The organism is Lysobacter sp. Root604, from assembly GCF_001427505.1.
Classification (GTDB): Bacteria; Pseudomonadota; Gammaproteobacteria; order Xanthomonadales; family Xanthomonadaceae; genus Lysobacter.
Window position 1 is genome coordinate 247,970 of sequence record NZ_LMGS01000001.1, and the last position, 14,850, is coordinate 262,819.

19 protein-coding genes are annotated in these 14,850 nt (G+C 69.6%); 11 read left to right on the forward strand and 8 right to left on the reverse strand.

Features of this window, described 5'->3' with window-relative positions; translation table 11 throughout:
- The first annotated feature begins 1 nt into the window (after position 1).
- From hflK to ASD69_RS01240, 3 genes are read left to right on the forward strand one after another with little or no spacing between them, the layout of a single operon-like run.
- A complete protein-coding gene (hflK, locus tag ASD69_RS01230; protein WP_056172899.1) occupies positions 2-1,135 on the forward strand; it encodes an FtsH protease activity modulator HflK in 1,134 nt (377 codons plus the stop codon).
- Positions 1,132-1,995 (forward strand): protease modulator HflC, encoded by an 864-nt coding sequence (hflC, locus tag ASD69_RS01235; protein WP_056172901.1) that lies wholly within the window; start codon positions 1,132-1,134, stop codon positions 1,993-1,995. The genes hflK and hflC overlap by 4 nt, the downstream gene beginning before the upstream one ends.
- Complete coding sequence (locus ASD69_RS01240) at positions 1,996-2,184, forward strand: DUF2065 family protein (protein WP_056172904.1); 189 nt, start codon at positions 1,996-1,998, stop codon at positions 2,182-2,184.
- 28 nt (positions 2,185-2,212) lie between these two features.
- On the opposite strand, the gene ASD69_RS01245 is transcribed toward ASD69_RS01240, so the two are convergent.
- Genes ASD69_RS01245 through ASD69_RS01260 form a run of 4 tightly spaced genes read right to left on the reverse strand, consistent with a single transcriptional unit; the run spans position 2,213 to position 5,294 of the window.
- Positions 2,213-2,998, reverse strand: coding sequence for a LytTR family DNA-binding domain-containing protein (locus ASD69_RS01245; RefSeq protein ID WP_056172906.1), 786 nt, complete (start codon positions 2,996-2,998; stop codon positions 2,213-2,215).
- The gene (locus ASD69_RS01250) at positions 2,995-4,077 is read right to left on the reverse strand and encodes a histidine kinase (protein ID WP_056172910.1); all 1,083 of its coding nucleotides are present in this window, start codon (positions 4,075-4,077) and stop codon (positions 2,995-2,997) included. The genes ASD69_RS01245 and ASD69_RS01250 overlap by 4 nt, the downstream gene beginning before the upstream one ends.
- 39 nt (positions 4,078-4,116) lie before the next feature.
- Positions 4,117-4,986 (reverse strand): DUF2306 domain-containing protein, encoded by an 870-nt coding sequence (locus ASD69_RS01255; protein WP_056172913.1) that lies wholly within the window; start codon positions 4,984-4,986, stop codon positions 4,117-4,119.
- Positions 4,983-5,294 carry a hypothetical protein gene (locus ASD69_RS01260; protein WP_056172916.1) on the reverse strand — a complete coding sequence of 104 codons (312 nt, stop codon included), beginning with the start codon at positions 5,292-5,294 and terminating at the stop codon, positions 4,983-4,985. Before ASD69_RS01260 ends, ASD69_RS01255 begins: the two co-directional genes overlap by 4 nt.
- 378 nt (positions 5,295-5,672) lie before the next feature.
- On the opposite strand from ASD69_RS01260, the gene ASD69_RS01265 reads away from it, so the two are divergent.
- The 5 genes from ASD69_RS01265 (at position 5,673) to ASD69_RS01285 (ending at position 10,445) form a co-directional block, all read left to right on the forward strand.
- Positions 5,673-6,965 carry an adenylosuccinate synthase gene (locus tag ASD69_RS01265; protein WP_056172919.1) on the forward strand — a complete coding sequence of 431 codons (1,293 nt, stop codon included), beginning with the start codon at positions 5,673-5,675 and terminating at the stop codon, positions 6,963-6,965.
- A gap of 124 nt (positions 6,966-7,089) precedes the next feature.
- Entirely contained in the window at positions 7,090-7,518 is a 429-nt protein-coding gene (locus tag ASD69_RS01270) for a hypothetical protein (RefSeq protein ID WP_157498884.1), read from the forward strand.
- Between the two features lie 106 nt (positions 7,519-7,624).
- Positions 7,625-8,098: a hypothetical protein gene (locus tag ASD69_RS01275; protein WP_157498886.1), complete on the forward strand. Its 474-nt coding sequence runs from the start codon at positions 7,625-7,627 to the stop codon at positions 8,096-8,098.
- Between the two features lie 28 nt (positions 8,099-8,126).
- Positions 8,127-8,501, forward strand: a complete 375-nt coding sequence (locus ASD69_RS01280; RefSeq protein ID WP_157498888.1) for a hypothetical protein — start codon at positions 8,127-8,129, stop codon at positions 8,499-8,501.
- Positions 8,502-8,630: 129 nt separating this feature from the next.
- Positions 8,631-10,445, forward strand: a complete 1,815-nt coding sequence (locus ASD69_RS01285; RefSeq protein ID WP_056172930.1) for an SLC13 family permease — start codon at positions 8,631-8,633, stop codon at positions 10,443-10,445.
- A gap of 10 nt (positions 10,446-10,455) precedes the next feature.
- On the opposite strand, the gene ASD69_RS01290 is transcribed toward ASD69_RS01285, so the two are convergent.
- Entirely contained in the window at positions 10,456-10,881 is a 426-nt protein-coding gene (locus ASD69_RS01290; RefSeq protein WP_056172933.1) for a VOC family protein, read from the reverse strand.
- 72 nt (positions 10,882-10,953) lie between these two features.
- Here ASD69_RS01290 and ASD69_RS01295 point away from each other — a divergent pair, with 72 nt between their 5' ends.
- Entirely contained in the window at positions 10,954-11,526 is a 573-nt protein-coding gene (locus tag ASD69_RS01295) for a TetR family transcriptional regulator (RefSeq protein WP_056172937.1), read from the forward strand.
- 8 nt (positions 11,527-11,534) lie between these two features.
- On the opposite strand, the gene ASD69_RS01300 is transcribed toward ASD69_RS01295, so the two are convergent.
- Positions 11,535-11,873 (reverse strand): hypothetical protein, encoded by a 339-nt coding sequence (locus ASD69_RS01300; RefSeq protein ID WP_056172939.1) that lies wholly within the window; start codon positions 11,871-11,873, stop codon positions 11,535-11,537.
- A 129-nt stretch (positions 11,874-12,002) separates the two neighbouring features.
- On the opposite strand from ASD69_RS01300, the gene ASD69_RS01305 reads away from it, so the two are divergent.
- Positions 12,003-12,623 (forward strand): GIY-YIG nuclease family protein, encoded by a 621-nt coding sequence (locus ASD69_RS01305; RefSeq protein WP_056172943.1) that lies wholly within the window; start codon positions 12,003-12,005, stop codon positions 12,621-12,623.
- A gap of 6 nt (positions 12,624-12,629) precedes the next feature.
- Here the strand turns inward: ASD69_RS01305 and ASD69_RS01310 are convergent, their stop codons facing one another.
- Complete coding sequence (locus tag ASD69_RS01310) at positions 12,630-13,874, reverse strand: sigma-70 family RNA polymerase sigma factor (protein WP_056172946.1); 1,245 nt, start codon at positions 13,872-13,874, stop codon at positions 12,630-12,632.
- Positions 13,875-13,879: 5 nt separating this feature from the next.
- The gene (locus ASD69_RS01315) at positions 13,880-14,284 is read right to left on the reverse strand and encodes a YciI family protein (protein WP_056172949.1); all 405 of its coding nucleotides are present in this window, start codon (positions 14,282-14,284) and stop codon (positions 13,880-13,882) included.
- Between the two features lie 261 nt (positions 14,285-14,545).
- Between ASD69_RS01315 and ASD69_RS01320 the strand changes: the two genes are divergently transcribed.
- The gene (locus ASD69_RS01320) at positions 14,546-14,809 is read left to right on the forward strand and encodes a hypothetical protein (RefSeq protein ID WP_056172952.1); all 264 of its coding nucleotides are present in this window, start codon (positions 14,546-14,548) and stop codon (positions 14,807-14,809) included.
- Positions 14,810-14,850 lie beyond the last annotated feature (41 nt).

The following is a 14,850-nucleotide window of genomic DNA, read 5'->3' on the forward strand; positions in this document are numbered from 1 at the left end:
CATGGCCTGGAACACCCCTGGCAGTGACAATTCCGGCGGATCCGACCCCAACGGTCGATCGCCGCGGCAACGCAAGTCCGACGGCCGCGGCCTGGATGCCTTGCTCGACTCTATTCGCGGCCTGTTCGGCGGCGGTGGCGGCATGGGCGGAGGCAGCATCCTGCGCTGGGCCGCCGCGATCCTGGGCCTGTGGCTGGTCTTCAACTGCTTCGTGCTGGTCACCGAGCAGGAGCGCGGCGTGGTCCTGCGCTTCGGCCATTTCTCGCGCATCCTCCAGCCCGGTCCGCATTTGAAGGCGCCGTGGCCGATCGAGCGCGTGACCAAGGTCAACGCGACCCAGAGCAACGCGTATACCGAGACCGTGCCGGTGCTGACCCGCGACGGCAACATGGTCAACGTCGAAATCAACGTGCAGTACCGCATCGGCGATCCGCAGCAGTACCTGTTCGGTTCGCGCGATTCCGCCGACGTGCTGCAGCAGGCCGCGCAGAGCGTGTTGCGCGAGCAGATCGGCCGGTCCGACCTGGACACCGTGCTGAGCGCCCGCGGCGCCCTGACCACGGTGGTGCGCGCGCGCCTGCAGGAATCGCTGCTGGCCTACCGCACCGGTCTGACCCTGACCGAGCTCAACCTGCCCAACGCGCGGCCGCCGGACGAGGTCAAGGACGCGTTCGACGAAGCCCAGCGCGCCGACGCCGACAAGGCCACCTCGATCAACCAGGCCGAGGCCTACGCCAAGAAGGTGGTGCCGGAAGCGCGCGGTCAGGCGTCGCAGGTACGCACCGAGGCCGAGGGCTACAAGACCGCGGTGATCGCGCGCTCGCAAGGCGACGCCAGCCGCTTCTCGCTGCTGGTCGATCAGTACAAGTCCGCGCCGGAAGTCACCCGCAAGCGCCTGTGGCTGGAAACCGTGCAGCAGGTGATGGGCGACAACCGCAAGATCGTCGGCGGCGACTCGCGCCAGATGCTGTACGTGCCGCTGCCGGAACGCCGTGGCGGCGGTTCGACGCCGCTGCTGACGCCGGAGCTGCTGGCGCCGACCATCGCGACGCCTTCGTCCGAATCGGGTAACGAAACCATGTCGCGCCCGGCCCGCAGCAAGCGCCCGGATGGCCGCGAGGAGCCCGCACAATGAAATTCTCCGCCTGGATCGCCGTGGTCGTAGCCGTGCTGCTGGCCCTGCTGGGATCGATGTTCGTGGTCAGGGAAGGGCACGGCGCGATCGTGTTCCGCCTCGGCACCATCGTGCGCCGCGACATCGGCCCCGGTCTGCACTTCAAGTGGCCGCTGATCGAGAACGCCTCGGTGTTCGATCGCCGCCTGCAGGTGCTGACCGCCGCGCCAGAACGTTATCTGACCGCCGACAAGCTCGATGTCAGCGTCGACTTCTTCGCGATCGGCCAGATCGAAAACCTGAGCCGCTTCTACCAGGCCACCGGCGGCGACGAGAACACCGCCGCCGCGCGCCTGGCGCCGATCATCAAGGACTCGCTGCGCAACGAGATCAACTCGCGCACCCTGACCCAGGTGGTCTCGGGCGACCGCGCCACCGTGATCGGCAAGCAGCTGGTCGGCATCAACCGCGCCGCCTCCACCCTGGGCGTGCGCATCATCGACATCCGCATCAAGCGCATCGATCTGCCGCAGGACAGCAACGTGCTGGCCTCGGTCTACAACCGCATGCGCTCGCAGCGTCTGCAGGTGGCCAGCCAGAAGCGCGCCGAGGGCGTGGAGCTGTCGCAGGCGATCCGCGCCACCGCCGACCGCGACAAGACCGTGATCGTGGCCGAGGCCGAACGCGACGCCCAGCGCCTGCGCGGCGAAGGCGATGCCGAGGCCGCGCGCACCTACGCGGCGGCGGCCAACAAGGATCCGAGCTTCTACGCCTTCCAGCGCAGCCTCGAGGCCTATCGCCAGTCCTTCAAGGACGGCGACAGCGTGATCGTGCTCGACCGCGACGACCCGTTCCTGCAATACCTCAAGTCGGACCGTTGAGTGAGCGGTGAGCTGATTTCGGCACTGTGCCTGGTCGCGGTGCTGGAAGGGCTGTTCCTGTTCGTGGCGCCGCGCGGTTGGAAGCGCGCCGCCGAACAACTGCAAGCGATGCCGGACCGCCAGTTGCGCATCGTGGGCGCGGTGGCGGTCGCGGTCGGCGTGCTGGCCTTGTGGGCGGTGCGCGCCTGAGACCCGCCGCGCGGCGACGCCGCGCGTCTCACATCTGGCGGAAGTGGTGCAGGTAGCTGCGGCTGACCGGCAGCACTTCGTCGCGGCCCTTGAGGTGGATGTGCGCGGTCTCGTTGGCGCCGCGGGTGACGTGGCTGATCGCGCGCAGGTTCACCACCACCGCGCGATGCACCTGCACGAACTGGGCCGGATCCAGTTGCGCGGCCAGTTCCTTCAAGGGCGTGCGGATCAGCGCCTCGCCGGGCTTGCCGCCGTCGCCGCGCCAGGCGATGCGGGTGTACTTCTCGTCCGAGCGCAGGAAGTCGATCTCGTCGACGCCGATCAGGCGCAGCGCCTGGCCGACCGAGGCGCGGATCCAGCGCAGGGTCTCCGGCGCGCTCTTCTTCTGCAGCTGCGCGGCCAGCCGTTCCAGCAGGGCTTCGGTGTCGGGCGCGGGTTGCGCGGCGCGCAGGCGCTCGCGCAGGCGCGCGATGGTGTCGGCCAGACGCTCGGCTTCCACCGGCTTGACCAAGTAGTCGAGCGCGCCCTGGGCGAAGGCCTGGACCGCGTACTGGTCGTAGGCGGTCACGAACACCAGATGCGCGCGCCGGCCGATGAGGCGCGCCGCTTCCACGCCGGACAGGCCCGGCATGTGCACGTCGAGGAAACAGATGTCCGGGCGCAGCGCCTCGAAGCGCTCGACCGTTTCGCGGCCGTTGCGGGTTTGCGCGACCACCTCCAGCTCCGGCCAGGCTTGCGCCAGCTGGCGCGTCAGCGCGCGTCGCAGCAACGGTTCGTCGTCGGCGATCAGGGCGGTCGGGCGTTGCGCGTTCATGGCGCGCTCCGCTGTGCGGGGAATTCGATTTCGGCGCGCACGCCGTGCGGCCGCAATTCGATCAGCACCAGACGGGTGTCGTCGCCGTAGGCCAGCTGCAGGCGTTCGCGCAGATTGGCCAGCCCCGTGCCGAGACCGTCGCCGGTGCGGCTGAGGCCGATGCCGGTATCGGCGACCTCGGCCAGGCAGCGGCCGTCGCGCAGGCGCACGCGCACATCGATGCGGCCGCCTTCCTCGCTGGGGTCGATGCCGTGGCGGACCGCGTTCTCGACCAGGGTCAGCAGGGTCATGGGCGGGCAGTCCAGCGCCAGCGCGGCCTCGTCGGCGTGCAGGGCGTATTGCAGGCGGTCGGGCATGCGCATGTGCATCACTTCCAGGTAGGCGCGCACCAGTTCCAGCTCCTGGCCCAGGGTGGCGGCCGGGCCGTGCAGGCGCGGCACCGCGGCGCGCAGGTAGGCGATGAGGCTGGCCAGCACGGTCGAGGCCTGCGGCGAGCCGGCGTCGACCAGTTCGCGCACATTGGCCAGGGTGTTGAACAGGAAATGCGGCTCGACCTGGGCCTGCAGCAGACGCAGGCGCGCGTCCAGCGCGTTGCGTTCGTAACGGCTGCGTTCCAGTTCGAAGGCCAGCGCCTGGCGCTGCGCTTCGCCGCGGATCTGGCGCAGCAACGCGGCGATCGCCATCCACGGCGCGACCAGCAGGCCGTAGACGATGACCTTGGTCACGCCGGCCAGATACAGCTTGTCCTGCCACCACGGCAGCGAGTTGTCGGCGGTGGTCAGGGTGTAGGCCAGGATCGCGGCGAACGGAATCGTCGCCGCCACGCCCACCACCTGCAGCACCCAGCGCGCGCTCCAGCGCGGCAGGCGCGCGGGCCAGCGTTCGAACACGCCGAACACCAGCACGGTCGCGAAGCCGACGATCAGCATGCGCAGCAGCACGATGGGGTACGGCGCGTGCGAGCCCAGTTTCATCAGCAGGCTGCTGACGAAAGCGGCGATCAGCACGAAGCGCACGCGCCGCCAGCCGAGCATGCGCGCGGGCGGAGCGGGCAACAGGGGCGGGACCGGTTCGGACATGGCGCGACGATAGCAACTAAGACGGCGGCGGCGTCGGCCTCACAGGCGCGGCAACCACATCAGCATGGTGGCCGCGCCGACGCCCGCCGCGGTGACCAGGGTCAGCATCGACAGCAGCGCGGTCGCGGCGATGCGCGCGCCGGCGCCGCCGCGGTCCTGCGCGCGCAGGTACAGCTCCAGCACCGCCAGAGGTAGCAGGTACTGGGCGAACGCGAGGAACGTCAGGAAGGGGCCGCGGAAACTGGCGGGATCGAAACCGGCCGGGCCCTGGTTGGCGACGATCCAGAACATCAGGCCGATGCGGAAGAACCAGACCCCGCTCACGGCCAGGAACAGGCGCAGCGCCCAGCGCCGGTGCAGGTCGATGCGGCGCGCGCGCGCATGCCGATAGGCCTGATAAGCGAAGGCCAGCATCAGCAGCGCGTTGAGGCCGATCGCGAGCTTCTGCGAGAGGTCGCCGACCGAGCCGCGGGTGAGGATCATGCTCAGCCCGCCCAGGCTCATCACCGCCACCATCGCCAGATAGGCGCGGCCGGTCCAGCGGTGGAACGCGGGCCAGCGCCGCCGCACCGCCGGGGTCAGCTGCAGCAGCCCGGCGACCACGATCAGGCAGGCGAAGCCCAGGTGCGCGGCCACCACCAGATTGCCCGCGGTGTCGCCGGCCACGTAGCCGCGCGGGAACACGCCGTTCCAGGCCTGCCAGCGGCCCTGCAGAGCGGCGCGGCCGTAGTAGCCGAGCACATAGGCCACGAACAGCAACTGGCCCAGGGCCGCGACAACGAACCAGGCGCTCGCGCTGAGCTTCAGGGCCGTGCCGGCCTTGCGGCTGAGCGTGTCGGCAGGCGACCTGCTCGCGGCGACGGCGATGTCGGCGTCGGGATAGGTGGGCGCCGGTGCGGTCGGGATCATCGCGGCAGCTCCGAAGCGGAGTGCGCAAGGACGTCGACGGCGGCCACGGGTGGTCGGCCGGATTCGCGGTCGTGGCGCGGCGGCGGCAATGGAAGCGCGATCGGCGACGCCTGCCAAACGCCCTGCAGGGCGACGTTGTCGTGGCCGATCGCATACGCCACGCACAGCAGCTGGCTCAGGGCCGCGGTCGCGAACCAGCGGCACGCGCGGCGCTCCGGCGCCACGCCGGCTCTGCGGCGGCGGGGCGCGGTCGCGGCGACGGTCGGGTCGGGGGCGGGCTGAGGCGTCGCCGGTGAGGTCGGGATCATCGCGGTGGCTCCGGGTGCGGACCGCGGCAGTGTTCGCAGGCGGCCGCGGGGCGCGCCAGCGGGGGCGCGATGGGCGACGGGATGCGGGCGATGGACCACGCCAGTCGATGACGGACGGTGCCGGGGCGGCGCGGCCGAGGGCCCCTGCGCGCGGCCGGTGCCCGCCAGGGCCGCCCCACGGGCGTTCCGGCCTCCGGCTGAGCCGAATCTGTCCGTTGTGGCGGCCGGGGTGGCCGCGGCCACCCGAAACCCGGATAATGCACAAAAGCCGGACGGGGATTCCCGCCGGCTTTTGTCGTTTTCGGCTTCCGCACGATGCGGGGCCTTCCGCGATGCCGGTCCCGCCGGGCCGTGCCAAACCAATTCGGAGTGCGTGTAATGGGTCAGTCAGTCGTCGTTCTCGGTGCCCAATGGGGCGATGAAGGCAAGGGCAAGATCGTCGACCTGCTGACCGAGCGGATCGGCGCGGTCGTGCGCTTCCAGGGCGGCCACAACGCCGGCCACACCCTGGTGATCGGCGGCAAGAAGACCGTGCTGCACCTGATCCCGTCCGGCATCCTGCGCGACGGCGCGCTGTGCCTGATCGGCAACGGCGTGGTGCTGAGCCCGGCCGCGCTGCGCAAGGAAATCGACGAACTCGAAGCCACCGGCGTCGAAGTGCGCTCGCGCCTGAAGATCAGCCCGGCCACGCCGCTGATCATGCCGTACCACATCGCCCTGGATCAGGCCCGCGAGAAGGCCGCCGGCGGCAAGGCCATCGGCACCACCGGCCGCGGCATCGGCCCGGCCTACGAAGACAAGGTCGCGCGCCGCGGCATCCGCGTGGCCGATCTGCACTATCCCGACCAGCTCGCCGAGAAGCTGCGCAGCGCGCTGGACTACCACAACTTCGTGCTCACCCAGTACCTGGGCGTGGACGCGGTCGACTACCAGCAGACCCTGGACGAGGCGCTGGCCTTCGGCGAATACGTCGAGCCGATGAAGTCCGACGTCGCCGGCATCCTGCACGACCTGCGCAAGCAGGGTAAGCGCGTGCTGTACGAAGGCGCGCAGGGTTCGCTGCTGGACATCGACCACGGCACCTATCCCTACGTGACCTCGTCCAACACCACCGTCGGCGGCGCGCTGGCCGGCACCGGCGTGGGCGCGGACTCGATCGACTACGTGCTGGGCATCGCCAAGGCCTACGCCACCCGCGTCGGCGGCGGCCCGTTCCCGACCGAGCTGGACGACGAGATCGGCGAGGGCATCCGCAAGCGCGGTCAGGAATTCGGCGCCACCACCGGCCGGCCGCGCCGCTGCGGCTGGATCGATCTGGTCGCGCTCAAGCGCGCGGTCGCGATCAACGGCATCTCCGGCCTGTGCATCACCAAGCTCGACATCCTCGACGGCATGGAGAAGCTCAAGCTGTGCATCGCCTACCGCTACCGCGGCAAGGAAACCGAGTACGCCCCGCTCGACGCGCAAGGTTGGGACGAGTGCGAGCCGGTGTACCTGGAGTTCCCGGGCTGGCAGGAAAGCACCCACAACGTCACCGAGTGGGACAAGCTGCCGGCCGCCGCGCGCGCTTACCTGCGCGCGCTGGAGGAACTGTCCGGCTGCCCGCTGGCGATGGTCTCCACCGGTCCGGACCGCGACGCCAACATCGTGTTGCGCGATCCCTGGGCCTGAGGCCCGCTCAGGACGCTCTCGCGCAAGCGGAGCGGTGTTGCGAAAAGGCCCCGCGATGCGGGGCTTTTTCGTATCTTTAGCCGTCCGGGCCGTGCCCGACCGTCGCCATCCATAGGGGCAGAGCATGAGCCATCCACCGCGTTCCCAGACCATGCGCGTGCTGATCGCCTTGTTCGTCGCGATTTTGGTGTGTGTGGCGGTGTTCGTGGCCTGGGCCGCCAAGGGCGTGATTCTGCTGTTGGCGGTCATGGCGATCGTACTGGCTGGCGCCATGGCGGGGCTGGGCGCCCTGGGCAAGCTGCTGCCGCTACCGAGCGCGATGCGCGCGCGCATGGCCAAACGTGAGGAGTTCGATCGGCGCTATCCCTCGCGCCGCTACCGCTGGCTGTTCTGGCTGGGCCTGGGCATGTCGCTGTGGAGGCTATGGCTCGCGCAGTCCAGCGGTCGCTACGCGTGGAGCGATTTCTGGGCGGGACTGGTGTTCATGGCGCTGGGCCTGATCGCGATACTGGTGTGGCGGATCAAACATCCGGAACTCGCGCGCGAGGTCTGATCCCCCATCTCGATGCTGGCAGCGCGCCGAATCGGTTCGTCGCATCATGCCTTGGGTCGGCTCGCATCTTTGCTAGGCTGGCGCCAGTCGATGGAGAGGGACAGCCATGCGTACACAGAGTGCGAAGCGCATGCGGGCGGCGAATCGCCTGCTGCTGGCCATTGCGGCGACCTGTTTTTCCTTGCCCGCGTCCGCGATCTGCCTGGCGGTGCCGTTGGAAGACGAATTGAAAGCGGCCAAGACCGTGTTTCTGGCGACGATCACCGAGTCCAAACTGGCGGGCCCGGTCAGCGGGCTCAAGGACGAGGACGGGTATCGCATCGATCATGCGTTCGTGGTGCGCAAGTCGTTCAAAGGCGATCCCGCATCCGTCAAGCGTGTCTATACGACCAGCTTGTATAACGACCCTGTCAGGAACACCGCCGTGCATATGGCGGAGCAGATCCATTTGTTTCCGGGCGAGAGCGTGCTGGTGATAAGCGCGGGCGAGGACGCGGTGCAGGTATCGCTGTGCGGGCCCGCCAAGCGGCGCGACGGCGTCGACCTCGATCGGGTCCGTGCCCTGCTGTCGACGAAGTAGGCCACCTCACGCTCGCAAGCCGACGCTCATGAACAACCCTTATCAAGCGCCTTCAACTCGCGTGCCGGCGACGCCGGGTGCGCAACGGCCGGCGTTGGTCGTGGTCGGTGTGGTCTGCGCGATTCTGACGGCGCTGATTCCCACCCTGGTCGTGCCCAGTTTCGGTCTGACGTTCAGCGCCTTCGGCGCCGACCTGCCGTGGCCTACGCTCTGGTTGTTGCGGGCCTATCCGGCGTTGTGGCTATTGCCCGTGATCGTGCTGGCGGTCTGGCGGTTCTGGCCCAGGCCGGACAGGCGCAGGTTGGCGGCGTTCTGGACGGGGCTGGCGATCCTTGTGGTGGGTCTTCCCGCGTGCATCGCGGCCTTGTACGCGCCGATCTTCATGCTGGCGCAAACGATCTGATCGGCGCTGGCGGATCGATCCGTCCCGCCATCCATGCTGTGCGTATCGGCGCAGCTTCGCGGCCCGCATGAATACCGCCTTCATGCGCATCGGCTAAGTTAGTACGCAGTTTTTGCAACAGGGGCGGGGATGGATCCGCAGCAGATCGTATTTCTACTGATCCTGGCCGCGGCGCTGGCGTTGTTCATCAGCGAGAAGCTGCGCGTGGACCTGGTGGCGATGCTGGCGATGCTGGCCTTGACGCTGACCGGCGTGTTGTCGCCCAAGGAAGCGCTGTCGGGTTTCGCCAGCGAACCGGCTATCATCGTCGCGGCGGTGTTCGTGCTGTCGGCGGGCCTGTCCGCGACCGGCATCACCGACCGCATCGGCGCGGCGATCGGGCGCGCGGCCGGCGGCAGCGAGGCGCGCGCGATCGCGGTGATCATGCCCGCGACCGCGGCGATGGCGGCGTTCTCGCACCATCTGATGGTCACGGCGATGATGCTGCCGATCCTGATGCGCCTCGCGCAGGAGCGCAAACTCGCGGCCTCGCGCCTGCTGATGCCGATGTCGCTGGCCGCGTCCTTGGGCACCACGCTGACCCTGATCAGCGCGCCGGCGTTCCTGCTCGCCAACGATCTGCTCGCGCGCAACGGCGCCGGGCGCATGGACCTGTTCGCGATCACCCCGATCGGCGCGATGCTGGTCGCGATCGGCGCGATCTACATGCTGGCCGGGCGCTGGCTGCTGCCCAAGCGCCAGGGCGAGAGCGGCAACGTCGAATACCTGAAGCTGGACCGCTACTACACCGAGTTGCTGGTGGACGAGGGTTCGCCCTGGAGCGGCAAGACCCTGGCCGCGTTCGACAAGGCCTTCCAGGGCCGGCTGCAGGTGGTGGATTGGCTGCGTCACGGCATCCGCCGCCGCGATCAGCGCGCGCAGGCGCCGCTGGCGGCGGGCGACGTGCTGCTGGTGCGCGCTTCGCCCGACGAAATCGCCTCGGTGCGCGACGAGCCCGGCCTGTCCCTGCACGCGGTGGTCAAGTACGGCGAGAAGCCGCGCGAGGACGGCAAGGCCGAAGCGCTGGGCGAGGAGCGGTTGGTGCAGGCGGTGGTCGCGCCGCGTTCGGAGTTCCTCGGCCGCAGCGTGTCGGAGATCGATTTTCTCAGCACGTTGGGCGTGGTCGTGGTCGGACTGTGGCGCAAGGAGGGCTGGCTGGGCGGCGAACTGTCCGAGCTGCGCCTGGAGGAGGGCGATCTGCTGGTGTTGTGGGGCGCGCAGGCGCGCCTGGAGCAACTGGCCACGCATCGCGCCTTCCTGATGCTGATGCCCTTCGACGCGCGCGGCAGCACGCGTCGGCGCGCGCCGCTGGCGCTGGGCATCATGGCCGCCTCGATCGCGCTGGCGGCCACCGAATCGCTGGCGCCGCAGATCGCGTTTCTGCTGGGCGCGGTGGCGATGGTGCTCACGCGCTGCGTGAGCATCGAGCGCGCCTACGAGGAAATCGACGTACGCATCTACGTGATGATCGCCGGCGTGATCCCGCTGGGCATCGCGATGGACAAGACCGGCACCGCCGATCTGATCGCGCAGCTGCTGGCCGCGCACGCGCAGGGCCTGCCGGTGCTGGGGCTGTTGTTGTTGATGTTCGCCGCCGCCGCGCTGCTGACCCAGATCCTGTCGGACGCGGCGACCACGGTGCTGCTGGCGCCGATCGCCTTGGCCCTGGCGCAGAGCCTGGGCCTGCCGCCGCTGCCGTTCGTGGTCTGCACCGCGATGGGCGCGGTGGCCTCGTTCCTGACCCCGATCGGCCACCACGGCAATCTGTTGATCCTCAATCCCGGCCAGTACACCTTCGGCGATTTCCTGCGCGTGGGCATGCCGCTGACCAGCCTGATCGGCCTGACCGTGGCCTGGATGGCGCGCTGGCTGTGGCTGGGCGGGCCGCTGCTGCCTTTCGCCTGAGCGCGCGAACTCAGGTCGGCAGCGCGCCGGCCTCGTACTGCAGGGCGTAGTCCGCGCTCGGCGGGATCGGCTTGATCACGTCGATCAGCACGCCATTGGGGTCGGCGGTGATGAAGTGGCGCTGGCCGAATTCCTCGTCGCGCAGCGAGCGCAGGATGGGCAGGCCGGCGGCTCGCAGACGATCGTGCACGGCGTCGACGTCCTCGACCTCGAAGTTCAGCAGCAGGCCGCCAGCGCGGCCGCGAGCGACCGCCGGGATCGTTTCGTGGCTGCCGTCGAGCACGGCCAGATTGACCGTCGGGTCGCCGTCCAGTTGCAGGTGCACGTACCAGTCGGCGCTGAACAGGGCGACGAAGCCGAAGTGCTGGCGGTAGAAGGCGGCGGTGGCGGCGACGTCGTCGGTCATGAGCACGGGGTAGTAGCTGGTCACTTTCACGGTCGGCTCCTGGGGAATAACATACAGGCTGTATGCAATCGTCAAATTAACATACAGGCTGAATGTATTTCAATGAGTGCCCACCGCAGCAATCGCGAACGCACCGATGCCACCCGCCTGGCCCTGCTCGAGGCCGCGCGCGGCCTGTTCGTGGAGCGGGGCTACGCGGACACCTCGACCCCGGACATCTGCGCGGCCGCCGGCATCACCCGCGGCGCGCTCTATCACCACTACGCCGATAAGCGCGATCTGTTCCGCCACGTGCTGGCGCGCGAGGCCGAGGCGGTGGCGGCCGACATCGAGGCCGCGGCGCCGACGCTCGCCGATCCGCGCGCGGCCCTGCTGGCCGGCAGCCAGGCCTACCTCGCCGCGATGGCGGTACCCGGCCGGACCCGCTTGCTGTTGATCGACGGCCCGGCGGTGCTGGGCATGGCCGAGCTGACCGCGTTGGACGACGCACACGCCGCGCGCACGCTGCGCGAGGGACTGGCTGCGGCGATGGCGCGCGCACCGTCCGAGATCGATGCGTATGCGCGCTTGCTCTCGGCGGCGTTCGATCGCGCGGCTTTGGAGGTCGACGCCGGTGCGGATGCGCAGGCGATGCGCGCGGCGATGCAGGACTTGCTGACGCGCGCGATCGCCTGAGCGCCCGTTCAAACCACGACGAACGGCGTCGGCACGTAGGAGGCCAGGTCGGCGCGGATGCCGAGCTCACGCATGAACTGTGCGGGGTCGAAGCCGGCTTCGGCATAGTGCCGCTGCATCGCGGCCTTGGCTGCGGCTAACGCTTCGGCGCTTTCCCATTCGACCAGGGTCGCGACGTCGTACTCGCCGCTGGGCCCGGTCCGGCTCAATACCAGGTTCTGCTTGCAGCCCGGCAGGGCGTCCAGAGCTTGCTGTGTGTAGCGCAGGCGTTCGATGAAGGCGGGCATCGCCGCGGCGGGCACGACGAAATGATCCAGGCGATAGACCGGGGAGGCGGGCAGGGACATGCGCGATCCTTGACGTGGGGTGTCGGCCGCTACGGCCGGGCAGGCGCGCAGTCTGCGACCTCAAGCGAAGTTGAGGTCAACAGGCGGTGCGTCGCAGCGGATGCGCGCTTGAGGATTTAGGCTGTGGCGATGGCGTTCCTGTCCACCGGCGATCCCGATGTCACCCACAGTGCCAGCGCGGGGCGTTGCTATCTGTACGTGCTGCCTTGCGCGTACGAGGACCTGCTCAAGCTGGGCTTCTCGCGCAGCCCGTTGCGCCGCCTGGGCGAGCTGCAGACCCGCTACTACGAAACCTTCGATCTGGAGCGCGCGTTCCTGGTCGAAACCGAAACCGTGCGCGACGCGCGCGACCTCGAACTCAGCCTGCGGCATGCCCTGCGCGAACACCAGGCGCCGGCGCCGCTGCTGATCCGGCGCGAGGCCGCCGGCCACACCGAGTGGTACCGCGGCGCCTACGCATCGCTGCGCGCGCAGGCCGATGCGCTGGGCGAGCGCGGCTATCGCCTGCATGTGCCCTTGCGCGCATGGCTGGCGCAGGATCTGTTGGCGCATTCCGATGCGTTCTACGCCTGGGCTGCGAGCGTGTTGGACGCCCTGGGCGGCGATCCCGGGCAACTGGATGCGCCGGCCCTCGCGGGCTTGCGCGCCAAGGTGCTGGACACTCTGGACGCCTATCCGGCCTTGGGCCTCGCCCTGGATGGACGCCTGCCCGAATCCTTGTACGACTGGCACCGCGCGCGCCGCGGCTGAGCGCGTCTAGGCCTGCTCGGACAACCGTGCGGCCTGCCGGCGCAGATAGTCGCGCTCCGGAATGCTGGCCGTGCGCACGGCCGCGCCGCGGTAGCAGGCGATCGCGGCCTCGCGCTCGCCGGCGCGTTCGTGCAGGTGCGCGCGCACCGCATCTAGGCGGTAATGACCGGCCAGGCGCGGGTCGGCGTCGAGCTCGCGCAGCCGCGCCAGGCCGTACGCGGGGCCGTGGACCATGGCGGCGGCGATGGCGTGGTTGAGCGCGACCATGGGGTTGTCCGACATCCGCTGCAACAAGCCGTACAAGGCCAGGATCTGCGCCCAGTCGGTGTCCTCGTAGCGTTGCGCTTCGTCGTGCACGGCAGCGATCGCCGCCTGCAGTTGATAGGGGCCGACCGCGCCGCGCGACAGGGTGCGGCTGATCAGCGCCACGCCCTCGGCGATCGCGCGCCGGTTCCAGCGCGTGCGGTCCTGCGCCTCCAGCGGTATCAGTTCGCCGTCGGGCCCGCTGCGGGCTTCGCGGCGCGCGTCGGTGAGCAGCATCAGCGCGAGCAGGCCCGCCGCTTCGCCGTCCTGCGGCAGGCCGCGTTGGACCTCGCGCGCGAGCCGGATCGCTTCCTGGGCCAGATCCTCGCGCTGCAGGCGCTCGCCGGCGCTGCTGACGTAGCCTTCGTTGAAGATCAGGTACAGCACGTGCAGCACGCTGGCCAGGCGTTCGCCGCGTTCGCGCGGATCGGGAATCTCGAACGACACGCCGGAGTCGCGGATGCGCTGCTTGGCGCGGCTGATGCGCTGGGCCATGGTCGCCTCCGGTACCAGGAAGGCGTTGGCGATCTCGGCCGTGCTCAGGCCGCCGACCGCGCGCAGGGTCAAGGCGATCGCCGATGGCGGCGTCAGCGCGGGATGGCAGCACATGAACAACAGGATCAGCGCATCGTCGTGGCCGACGTCGGCGGCGTCGGGCGCGGGCGCCAGCCATTCGTCGTCCGGCGTTTGCCGCAGCGCCTCGGCCTCGCGCCGTCGGCGCGCGAGTTCGCTGCGGATATGGTCGGTCATGCGCCGCGCCGCGACCTGGATCAACCAGGCGCGCGGATGCTCGGGCGCGCCCTGCTGCGGCCATTGCGTGGCCGCGGCCAGCAGCGCCTCCTGCACCGCGTCCTCGGCCGCGGCGAAGTCGCCGTAGCGGCGCACCACCGCGCCTAGCACCTGCGGCGCGAGGCTGCGCAGCAAGTGTTCGGCGGGGGCGTTGGACACGGGGTTTACGAGGCCTCGCACGCCGAATGGTCCATGACCTGGCGCACCTCGACCGGCAGGTTCAGCGCCGCGCCGCCGGGACCGGGGCCGGCCGACCAGCGCGCGGCAATCTCGTAGGCGCGCTGGGCGCTGTCGACGTCGACGATCAGATAGCCGGCCAGGAATTCCTTGGACTCCGGGAACGGGCCGTCGGTGACCGCCGGGCTGCCGTCGGCGCGCGCGTGCACCATCGTCGCCGCTTCCGGGCCGGTCAGGCCCTGGACCTGGACGAATTCGCCGGCTTCGACCAGGTCGTGGTTCATGCGCCGCAGGTACTCCATATGCGTGTTCACGTCCTGCTCGGGCCACAGCTCCATCCGCGACACTTTCCAGGCGGCGTTCGGGAAGGTCATCATCAGCATGTACTTCATGGCTAGGTTCCTGTCGTTGGCGGCGCCCGGAATGGGCGCTGGCATGAAGTAGTCGGAGCAGGGGGCGGCTGCTCTACATGCCGGCGAAAAATAATCTCGGCCATCTTAGGGGGCGGCCGGGTCGCGTTCACGTGGACCGTTCGGGGGCGTTACTAGGGATGGGGACTCAGGCCGGACCACGGCCGGCCCCACCGGCGTCGGCGCCTTGCGCAGGCGGCCGTTCCCGCTCCCACAGGCGGAGCCCAACGCGAGAGGTGCCACATGCCCGTACTCGGCGCAGTAACGTTCACCCTGAAGTCCGGCAAAGTCTGCGGCCCGTACAACGCGACCCGCGAAGTCGCCGACAACTACGTCGACGTGACCAAGGGCGGCAAGGACTATCCGACGCCGCTGGATTTCAACAAGTTCAAGACCGTGGCCTCGCTCACGTTCAAACCCGGCGTCGGTGGCGCCACCACCTGGACCAGTTGGACTTACTTCAACAACGGCCAGTGGGCGGTGGACCGCTTCACCAACCTGGCCTGAGCCGGCCCGATTCGCGCGCCGGCGCGGGCGCCGCCCGCTAT

Coding starts and splice junctions, on each gene's coding strand:
- ASD69_RS01300 (WP_056172939.1), bottom strand. CDS start 11,873: ATGTCCCTGCCCGCCTCCCCGGTCTATCGCCTGGATCATTTCGTCGTG.
- ASD69_RS01265 (WP_056172919.1), top strand. CDS start 5,673: ATGGGTCAGTCAGTCGTCGTTCTCGGTGCCCAATGGGGCGATGAAGGC.
- ASD69_RS01280 (WP_157498888.1), top strand. CDS start 8,127: ATGAACAACCCTTATCAAGCGCCTTCAACTCGCGTGCCGGCGACGCCG.
- ASD69_RS01295 (WP_056172937.1), top strand. CDS start 10,954: ATGAGTGCCCACCGCAGCAATCGCGAACGCACCGATGCCACCCGCCTG.
- ASD69_RS01250 (WP_056172910.1), bottom strand. CDS start 4,077: ATGTCCGAACCGGTCCCGCCCCTGTTGCCCGCTCCGCCCGCGCGCATG.
- hflK (WP_056172899.1), top strand. CDS start 2: ATGGCCTGGAACACCCCTGGCAGTGACAATTCCGGCGGATCCGACCCC.
- ASD69_RS01260 (WP_056172916.1), bottom strand. CDS start 5,294: ATGATCCCGACCTCACCGGCGACGCCTCAGCCCGCCCCCGACCCGACC.
- ASD69_RS01270 (WP_157498884.1), top strand. CDS start 7,090: ATGAGCCATCCACCGCGTTCCCAGACCATGCGCGTGCTGATCGCCTTG.
- ASD69_RS01275 (WP_157498886.1), top strand. CDS start 7,625: ATGCGTACACAGAGTGCGAAGCGCATGCGGGCGGCGAATCGCCTGCTG.
- ASD69_RS01245 (WP_056172906.1), bottom strand. CDS start 2,998: ATGAACGCGCAACGCCCGACCGCCCTGATCGCCGACGACGAACCGTTG.
- hflC (WP_056172901.1), top strand. CDS start 1,132: ATGAAATTCTCCGCCTGGATCGCCGTGGTCGTAGCCGTGCTGCTGGCC.
- ASD69_RS01285 (WP_056172930.1), top strand. CDS start 8,631: ATGGATCCGCAGCAGATCGTATTTCTACTGATCCTGGCCGCGGCGCTG.
- ASD69_RS01255 (WP_056172913.1), bottom strand. CDS start 4,986: ATGATCCCGACCGCACCGGCGCCCACCTATCCCGACGCCGACATCGCC.
- ASD69_RS01305 (WP_056172943.1), top strand. CDS start 12,003: ATGGCGTTCCTGTCCACCGGCGATCCCGATGTCACCCACAGTGCCAGC.
- ASD69_RS01315 (WP_056172949.1), bottom strand. CDS start 14,284: ATGAAGTACATGCTGATGATGACCTTCCCGAACGCCGCCTGGAAAGTG.
- ASD69_RS01320 (WP_056172952.1), top strand. CDS start 14,546: ATGCCCGTACTCGGCGCAGTAACGTTCACCCTGAAGTCCGGCAAAGTC.